An 8720-nucleotide genomic window follows, 5' to 3' on the forward strand; every position below is an offset into this window, starting at 1 on the left:
TCGAGATCACGGCGCCGCCAAGCCCTGTCGCGCTCGCCTGACCCGCTCACAGCGAGTCACCGCAAGGGGTTGACAACTCCATTGGGAATCCTTTCAGAGCGCGGAAACCCGTGTGTCGGGGCGGTCGCACCGCGCGGATCGCACAGCGCGTCGGATCGCACAGTGAATTCGTATCGACTGCGGTCGAACGGAATAGGGGATGACCGGAATTCTGGTGCGGCCCTCTCGAATGCGACAAGCCTTACGTGGTGGACACATGTGGCCCCGGCCGATTCCGTCCACACGCATTCCCTTCTCCACGCCGCGGCCGGGCAGCAGAGTGTGAAGCGGTAGGAAGTGGAGGAGCATCGTGATCGATCTGTTTCAGCCTCAGGTCGGTGACGCGGAACTCGCCGCCGTCGCCGATGTGTTCAACAGCAAATGGCTCGGGCACGGCAGGCGGGCCGAGGCATTCGAGTCGGAATTCGCGGACCATATCGGAGTACCGGCCGGGACCATGCTCTTTCTGGGCTCGGCGACCGCGGGGATCTTTCTCGCCATGGAGGCGCTGGAGCTGCGGGAGGGCGACGAGGTGATCCTGCCGTCCCCGAGCTTCGTGGCGGTCGCCAACGCGATCGCCTCGTGCGGCGCCCGCCCCGTGTTCTGCGACGTCGACCCGGCGACCCAGAACCCGGGCGTCGAGGACGTGCGCCGCGCCACCACCCCCCGCACGAGGGCGGTGGTGATGCTGCACTACGGCGGCTGCCCCGGCGACATCGTGGGCATCGCCGACCACTGCCGTACGGCCGGACTCACCCTGATCGAGGACTGCGCGGTCTCCCCCGCGTCCCGCGTGGACGGACGGGCCGTCGGCTCCTTCGGCGACTTCGCCGTCTGGAGCTTCCACGCCACCAAGGTCATGACGACCGGTGACGGCGGAATGCTCCGGGTCGGCGATCCCGAACTCGCCACGCGGGTGCGGCGGCTCGCCTACCACGGGCTGGCGCAGCCCACCCAGCTCGGCTTCGCGCGGGTGTCGAGCCGCTGGTGGGAGATGGACGTGCCGGAGATCGGCCGCCGTGAGATCGGCAACGACCTCACCGCGGCGATCGGGCGGGTGCAGTTGCGCCGGATGCCCGCCTTCGTGGCCCGGCGCGGGGAGGTCGTCGCCGGGTACGACCGCGAGCTCGGCGGCGTCGAGGGGCTGACGCTGCCGCCGCCGCTGCCCGCCGGGCACGAGTCCTCGTACAGCTACTACTGGGTCCGGATGGACCCGGCGATCCGGGAGGCGGTGGCGGGCGAGCTGCTGGCCGCCGGCATCTACACCAGCTTCCGGTACGCGCCGCTGCACCGGCTGCCGGCGTACCGCTCCGAGGGTCTGGTGCTGCCGGGGGTGGACCGCGCGGCCGAGGAGACGCTCTGTCTGCCGCTGCACCCGGGGCTGTCGGACGCCGATGTGGTCACCGTCGCGACGGCGCTGCGCAAGGCCGTCGCATCCCGTTCCGCCGCGTCAGCGGCCTCGACAAGGAGCTAGTTCCATGCGGGTACTTGTGATGACGTCCCAGTCCGTGGGGCATGTGTTTCCTCCGGTCGCGATCGCGCAGGCGCTGCGTGCGGCCGGTCATGAGGTGCTGTTCGCCGTCCCCGGCGCCGGGACCGGCGACATGGCCGTCATCGGCGGGAGCGAGCCCGCCGCGCACGCCGGGTTCCATGTCTTCGACGCGGCGCCCGGCCACGACACCGACGCCATGTTCGGGCAGATCCTGGCGGAGCGGGCCATGACCTTCGACCGGTTCCGTACGGACTCCCCCGAAGGTCCCCCGCTGGCGGCCGAGGTGTTCGCCAGAACCTCCGAGGTGGCGGTGGAGCGGACCCTGGAGGTCGCCCGGGACTGGCGGCCTGACCTGGTGATCCACACCGAACTGCAGGCGGCCGGTCCGCTGGTGGCGAGCAAGCTCGGCGTCCCCGCGGTCGAGCACGTGATCAGCATGGACACGTTCCGGATGATCAGCTCGCGGTTCGGGCCCTGGATGGCGGCGGCGTACGAGCGGCACGGCGTGACGGGCCCGCCGCGGGTCACCGCGACGATCGACACCCGGCCGCCGAGCCTGGTCCGCCACGACATGGGCGGCTGGCCGATGCGCGCCCTCGCCTACACCGGCGGCGGGGTGCTGCCGCCCTGGCTGCTGACCCGGCCGGAGCGGCCCCGGGTGGCGATCACGCTGGGCACGATGGAGCCGGTCTTCAACGGGGTGGCGCCGCTGCGCGGGGTGCTGGAGGCGGCCGGGGAGATCGAGGAGGCCGAGTTCGTCCTGGCGCTGGGCCACGCGGACCCCACACCGCTGGGGGCCGTGCCGGACAACGTGCGCGTGGAGGGCTGGGTGCCGCTGTCCGCGCTGACCCGCACCTGTGTGGCGATGATCCATCACGGCGGCTGCGGCACCACGCTCGCGGGCCTGGCCGAGGGGCTCACGCACCTCGTGGTGCCGGGCGGGGCGGACGACCACTACGTCGCCGAGTCGCTGCGCGCGCGGGGTCTCGGCCTGGTCAGCCCGATCGAGAAGGTCGACGCGGGCCTCATCCGCACGCTGCTCACCGATGAGGGGCTGCGGGCGGTCGCGGGCGAGGTGCGGCGCGAGATGGAGGCGCTGCCGACGCCCGCCGAGATCGTGCCGCGGCTGGAGAAGCTGGCCGCCGGCTGAGCCGCACAACGCCTACGGGACAGGGGGCGGGCCCGAGGGCCCGCCCCCTGTCGCGTACAGCCGGTCAGACCGTACGGACTGTTTCGTACGGCCGCTCAGACCGTACGGACCTCCGGCACGTACAGGATCCACCGGCCGCCCGCCTCGCCGAACTCCCGCTCCTTGGCCATGATCTCCTCCGCGTGGTTCCAGGCGAAGAGCAGCGCGAAGTCCGGGTAGGGGTCGCCGAAGGCCCGCGCCGGCCGGACCGGGATGTGCGAACCGGGCGTCAGCCGGCCCTGCTTGGCCGGCGTCGTGTCGCAGACGAATTCGACCAGCTCGGGCCCGATACCGCAGTAGTTGGCCACGGTCGCGCTCTTCGCCGTCGCCCCGTACGCGACCACCCGCCGCCCCTGGGCGCGCAGCGTGCGCAGCAGTTCCACCAGGTCGGTGCGCACCCGCGCCACATCGGCCGCGAAGCGGTCGAGGGTGGCCGGCTCGGCCAGACCCGCCCGCTCCTCGTCGGCGAGCAGCGCGGCGACCGCCGGTGCCGGGGTGCGGCGGCCCCGGCGGGCGAGGGTGTAGCGGACCTCGCCGCCGTGCACCGGCAGCCGTTCCACGTCGACGAGTTCGAAGCCGAAGCGGGCTGCCATGGCCCGCACGGAACGGGCGGTGAAGAAGTAGAAGTGCTCGTCGTAGATCTGGTCGAAGGAGGTCCGCTCGACGATCTCGCCGAGGTACGGATCCTCGAAGACGAAGATCCCGTCCGGTTTCAGCAGGGCGTCCAGTCCGCGGAAGATCGAGTCGAGGTACGGGATGTGGCACAGGGTGTTGGCCGCGTAGACGACGTCGGCCCGTCCGTCCTCGGCCGCGATCGCGAGCGCGGTCTCCTCCTCGAAGAAGGCGGTGCGTACGCGGACGCCCTTGCCCCGGGCGACCTCCGCGACCCCGCCGGAGGGCTCGACGCCGAGATGGCGTACGCCTGCCGCGCTCACGGCGCCGAGCATGACGCCGTCGTTGCAGCCGAGCTCGACGAGGAAGGGGTCGGGGCCGGGCAGCGCGTCCTTGAGGAAGCGGCGGGCGGTTTCCTCGAAGTGCTCGCGCATCACCGAGGAGCCGGAGGAGTGGTACGGGTAGTCCTGGTGGAACATCTTCTCCCTCGGGACCTCCTCCATCAGCTGCACCATCGTGCACTCCTGGCACAGCCCGGCCGCGAGCCGGAAGAAGAACTCGCCTTCCGTGGCGCCCGGTGCGGGGAAGGCGTCGGACAGCGGCTGCTGTCCGAGGTCGATGAACTCGTGGAGGATGCCGTCGCATATCCGGCAGTTGGCCATGAAGCGTCCTGTCATTCGGCGGGCTGTCATTCGGCGGGGTTGAGGCTGCGTACGCAGGCCAGCAGCGTGCGGGCCTCGACGTTCACCCGGCGGCTGCGGCCGAGCAGCGCGGTCAGCTGGGGCGGGGTGGCCCAGCGGAAGCCCTCGGGCTCCGTGGTGTCGTCCGTGGCGACGAGGAGGTAGCGGGTGCGGGCGTGGTGGAACCGCCCGCCCTCCTCCGAGAGCGTGGAGTCGAACAGGATCCGGTCCGGCGGGGCGGCCAGCACCTCGTCCAGGAACCGGGGGCGGGCGGCGGGCGGCAGCGCGTCCAGGTTGGCGGGGGTGCACTGGACGGTCGGTGCCAGTTCGACGCCGTGCGCGTGGCCGGCCTCCGCCCCGGCCCGGAGCAGGACGTGCGGCACCCCGTCGAGGAGCGTGGTGAGGAAGGCGGCGACGCCGGTCCCGTACGGCTGGAGCATCGGCTGTGTCCAGCGCCCGACCTCACGGCCGACGGCCTCGACCTCCAGGCCGATGATCCGGAAGAACCGGCCGCCGCGGTGGACGACCGCCTCGTCGGTGCGGCGCCAGCCGGGCAGTGCCGCCAGCGGGCGGGGCGTGGCCTTCAGCCGGCAGCGGCGGCGCTCGTGGTGCAGCCAGTGCGCGAGCTCGCCGGTCGGGTGGCGGGCGGGGCCTGCGTCGGCGTACGGAAGGCGGTACGGGAGGCAGGCCAGCACGGACCGCGCGTCCATGTTGACCAGGTCGTCGACGGCGAGCAGCAGCCGCACCTGGGCGAGCGGCAGCCAGCGCCAGGAGTCGAGGACGTCGACCCGGGCGGCGTCGACCTCCACGATCATGTTGCGGTTGCGTTTGCCCAGGAACCAGCTGCCCTGCTCGGACTGGCACACATCGGCCACGATCCGGCGCGGATCGGGGTCCAGGAAGTGCTCCAGATACGGCACCGCCCGGCCGCCGTGCGCCCGCGTGTAGTTGCTGCGCGTCGCCTGGACGGTCGGCGAGAGCTGGGCGCCGTCCGGGTTCCCCGGCTCGGCCTTGGCCTGCATCAGCAGGTGCGGTACGCCGTCGGCGTACGTGAGCAGGATGCCGAGGATGCCGGTCTCCGGCTGGTCGAGGACCGGCTGGCTCCAGTGCGGCACCGGCGCGCCGGGCAAGGACACGTCGAGGCCGCGCACGGTGAAGAACCTCCCCGTCGCGTGCCGCAGATCGCCGGTCGCGGGGTCGGTGTGCCAGTCCTCCAGCGCGTCCAGCGGGATCCGCCGCACCCGGGTCCGGCTGCCGCACCGTCCCAGCCAGTCCTGGATGCCGGCGGGCGCCATCGCCTCAGAGACCGTGGAGGACATCGCGCAGCGCCCCGATCACCTTGTCCTGGAGGTCCTCGGCCAGCGAGGGGTACATGGGCAGCGAGAAGATCTCGCCCGCCAGTGCCTCGGTGACCGGCAGCGATCCCCTGGGGCAGCCGAGGTGGCCGAAGCCGCTCATGGTGTGCACCGGCCAGGGGTAGCTGATGTTGAGGGAGATGCCGTACGGCTTCAGCGCCTCGATGATCCGGTCCCGTTCGCGGTGGCGGACGACGTAGACGTAGTGGACGTGGTCGTTGCCGGGGGCGAGGACCGGCAGGACGAGTTCGGTGTCCCCGAGGGCCTCTTCGTAGCGCCGTGCGACCGCGCGGCGGCCGGCCAGATAGCCGTCGAGGCGGCGCAGCTTGCGCCGCAGGATCTCGGCCTGCACCTCGTCGAGGCGGCTGTTGTGGCCGGGGGTGCGGACGACGTAGTAGCGCTCCTCCATGCCGTAGTAGCGCAGCCGCCGCAGGCTCCGGTCGGTGGCCGGGTCGCGGGTCAGGACCGCGCCGCCGTCCCCGTACGCCCCGAGCACTTTCGTCGGGTAGAAGGAGAAGGCGGCCGCGTCGCCCATCGCGCCGGCGGTCCGGCCGTGGTGGCGGGCGCCGTGGGCCTGGGCGCAGTCCTCCAGGATCGCGAGGCCGTGGCGTTCGGCGAGGGCCTGGAGGGGGGCCATCTCGACGCACTGGCCGTAGAGGTGGACGGGCAGCAGCGCCTTGGTGCGGGGCGTGATCCGCTCGGCGACCTGACCGGTGTCCATGAGGTACGTGTCGGCGTGTACGTCCACGAACACGGGGACTGCGCCGACCGCGTCGATCGCCACGACGGTGGGGGCGGCCGTGTTCGACACGGTGATCACCTCGTCGCCGGGGCCGACGCCGAGCGCGCGCAGGGCGAGGACGAGGGCGTTGGTGCCGTTGTCGACACCGACGCAGTGCGGGACGCCGTGCCACGCGGCGAACTCCCTCTCGAAGCCGTCGACAGCGGGCCCGAGGACGAGCCTGCCGGAGGAGAAGACGGTGTCGACGGCGTCGAGGATGTCCTCGCGTTCGGCCGCGTACTCGGCGGTGTAGTCCCAGACGTATGTCGTCACGCGCGTTCTGCCTTCCACCAGTCGGGGTTGTCGCGGTACCAGTCGACGGTCGCGGCCAGGCCCTGCTCGAAGGGGACCGACGGGGCGTAGCCGAGCTCCTCGCGGATCTTGCGGTCGTCGAGGGAGTAGCGCAGGTCGTGGCCCTTTCGGTCGGCGACCCGGCGGATCACTGAGCGGTCCGCGCCGCACAGGTCGAGCAGCCGCTCGGTGATGCCGAGGTTGCTGTGCTCGTTTCCGCTGCCGATGTTGTAGATCTCGCCGGCGCGGCCATGGCGCAGGACGAGGCGCAGCGCCCGGCAGTGGTCCTCGACGTGCAGCCAGCCGCGGACGTTCGAGCCGTCGCCGTAGAGCGGGAGGGTGCGGCCCTCCAGCAGATGGGTGACGAAGCGGGGGATGAGCTTCTCGGGGTGCTGGCGGGGCCCGTAGTTGTTGGCGCAGCGGGTCACCGTGACGTCGAGTCCATGGGTACGGACGTAGGCGCGGGCGGCCAGGTCGGAGCCCGCTTTGGACGCGGCGTAGGGCGAGTTGGGCAGCAGCGGGTCGGTCTCGGTGGAGGTGCCGTGCGGGACGGATCCGTAGACCTCGTCGGTCGACACATGCAGCACCCGTTCCACACCGCTGTGCAGTGCGGCGTCCAGCACGGTGTGGGTGCCGACCACGTTGGTGTGGAAGAACGCCCCGGCGTCCTTCAGGGAACGGTCGACGTGGGACTCGGCGGCGAAGTGCACGACGGCGTCGTGGCCGGGGAGCAGCTCGCGCAGCAGGTCGCGGTCGCAGACGTCGCCGTGGACGAACTCCAGGCCCGGGGCGGCGGCGGGCAGGTTGGCGCGGTTGCCCGCGTACGTCAGCTTGTCCAGCGCGGTGACGGTCGTGCCCTCCCGGCCCGGAGGGAGACCGCCGTCGGGGCCGGTGCTGGTGCCGGTGCCGAAGCCGCCGTCGGTGCCGAAGCCGCCGTCGGTGCCGAAGCCGCCGTCGGTGCCGAAGCCGCCGTCGGTGCCGAAGCCGGTGTCCGTGTCCGTGCCGAGCAGGGAGCGCACGAAGTGCGAGCCGATGAAGCCCCCCGCTCCGGTGACCAGGATCCTCATGCCGCCCCCTCGGCCCTGGACGGTGTCCTGGCCGGGGCGACGACGGTGCTGTCGAGAGCGGGACCGCCGACGACGCGGGCGCCGTCGAGGGTGATGCAGTCGGCGCCGCGCACCCGGGTGAGGACGCAGTCGCGGCCGACCGAGGTGTACGGGCCGAGCCGGCTGTCCTCCACCAGGCTGCCCGCGCCGACGACCACGGGCCCGGTGAGGTGCGAGCGCACCACGCGGGCGCCCGCCTCGATCACGACCGGGCCGGTGAGCGAGCTGGCCCGGTCGGCGGATCCGGCCACGACGGGCAGGACGTCGTGCCGCCGTGGAAAGGCCCGGTCGAGCAGTTCGCGGTTGCAGGCGAGTACGTCGCCGATGCGACCGGTGTCGCGCCAGTAGCCGTCGTACGTGTCGGCCGTGACCCGCTCCCCGGCGGACACGAGCCACTGGATGGCGTCGGTGATCTCCAGCTCGCCACGGGCACTGGGGCCGATCGCGGCGACCGCCCGGTGGATGGCGCGGGTGAGGAAGTAGACGCCGGTCAGCGCGAGATCGCCGCGCGGGTGTGCGGGCTTCTCCTCGAGTCCGAGCACGGTGCCGTCGGCGGCGACTTCCGCCACGCCGCAGGCGCGGGGGTCGGCGACCTTCTGGACGACGACGTGAGCGGCGGGTCCGCGGGCGGCGAACGTCCCGGCGGCGTCCCGCACCCCGTCGGGCAGCATGACGTCGCCGAGGTGCAGCACGAAATCGTCGTCGGCCAGGAACTCCCGGGCGAGGATGACGCAATGGGCCAGACCCAGCGGTTTTTCCTGCCGGAGATAGCTGAGCCGTAGACCGAGGCGGGACCCGTCGCCGAGAACCTCCTGAATGGCTGCGGCCCAGTCCCCGACGACGATTCCTGTCTCGGTCACCCCCAGTTCCCGGATATTCTCCAGCACGTGCTCGAGAACCGGGCGATTGGCCACCGGAACGAGTTGTTTGGGCATGGAATAACTGAGCGGTCGAAGACGGGTGCCGGACCCGCCCGCCAATACCAGTGCTTTCATGGGTCCATTCCTCACGCCGAGGGGACACTCCATCGAATTGACAACCCTTTAAGGAGTGTTACGTCCCGGCGGGGGCCCGGAGAAGGGATTCCCAATGGAGTTGTCAACCCCTTGCGGTGACTCGCTGTGAGCGGGTCAGGCGAGCGCGACAGGGCTTGGCGGCGCCGTGATCTCGAAGGG

General features: G+C 71.9%; 7 protein-coding genes. 2 read left to right on the plus strand and 5 right to left on the minus strand.

Annotated elements, in window-relative coordinates:
• The first annotated feature begins 349 nt into the window (after positions 1–349).
• The gene (locus tag ABT342_RS37555; protein ID WP_351583923.1) at positions 350–1513 is read left to right on the plus strand and encodes a DegT/DnrJ/EryC1/StrS family aminotransferase; all 1164 of its coding nucleotides are present in this window, start codon (positions 350–352) and stop codon (positions 1511–1513) included.
• Positions 1514–1517: 4 nt separating this feature from the next.
• On the plus strand, positions 1518–2681 hold the full coding sequence (locus ABT342_RS37560) for a nucleotide disphospho-sugar-binding domain-containing protein (protein WP_351583926.1): 1164 nt from the start codon (positions 1518–1520) through the stop codon (positions 2679–2681).
• A 95-nt stretch (positions 2682–2776) separates the two neighbouring features.
• Here ABT342_RS37560 and ABT342_RS37565 read toward each other — a convergent pair whose 3' ends face one another.
• From ABT342_RS37565 to ABT342_RS37585, 5 genes are read right to left on the minus strand one after another with little or no spacing between them, the layout of a single operon-like run.
• On the minus strand, positions 2777–4009 hold the full coding sequence (locus ABT342_RS37565; protein WP_351583929.1) for a methyltransferase domain-containing protein: 1233 nt from the start codon (positions 4007–4009) through the stop codon (positions 2777–2779).
• 11 nt (positions 4010–4020) lie between these two features.
• Entirely contained in the window at positions 4021–5331 is a 1311-nt protein-coding gene (locus tag ABT342_RS37570) for an NDP-hexose 2,3-dehydratase family protein (protein ID WP_351583932.1), read from the minus strand.
• Entirely contained in the window at positions 5312–6421 is a 1110-nt protein-coding gene (locus ABT342_RS37575; RefSeq protein WP_351583935.1) for a DegT/DnrJ/EryC1/StrS family aminotransferase, read from the minus strand. The genes ABT342_RS37570 and ABT342_RS37575 overlap by 20 nt, the downstream gene beginning before the upstream one ends.
• The gene (gene rfbB / locus ABT342_RS37580) at positions 6418–7506 is read right to left on the minus strand and encodes a dTDP-glucose 4,6-dehydratase (protein WP_351583938.1); all 1089 of its coding nucleotides are present in this window, start codon (positions 7504–7506) and stop codon (positions 6418–6420) included. Before rfbB ends, ABT342_RS37575 begins: the two co-directional genes overlap by 4 nt.
• Positions 7503–8540 carry a glucose-1-phosphate thymidylyltransferase gene (locus tag ABT342_RS37585; RefSeq protein ID WP_351583941.1) on the minus strand — a complete coding sequence of 346 codons (1038 nt, stop codon included), beginning with the start codon at positions 8538–8540 and terminating at the stop codon, positions 7503–7505. Before ABT342_RS37585 ends, rfbB begins: the two co-directional genes overlap by 4 nt.
• Positions 8541–8720: the final 180 nt, after the last annotated feature.

The sequence above is a fragment of the Streptomyces sp. NPDC000410 genome (assembly GCF_040300305.1).
Lineage (GTDB): Bacteria > Actinomycetota > Actinomycetes > Streptomycetales > Streptomycetaceae > Streptomyces.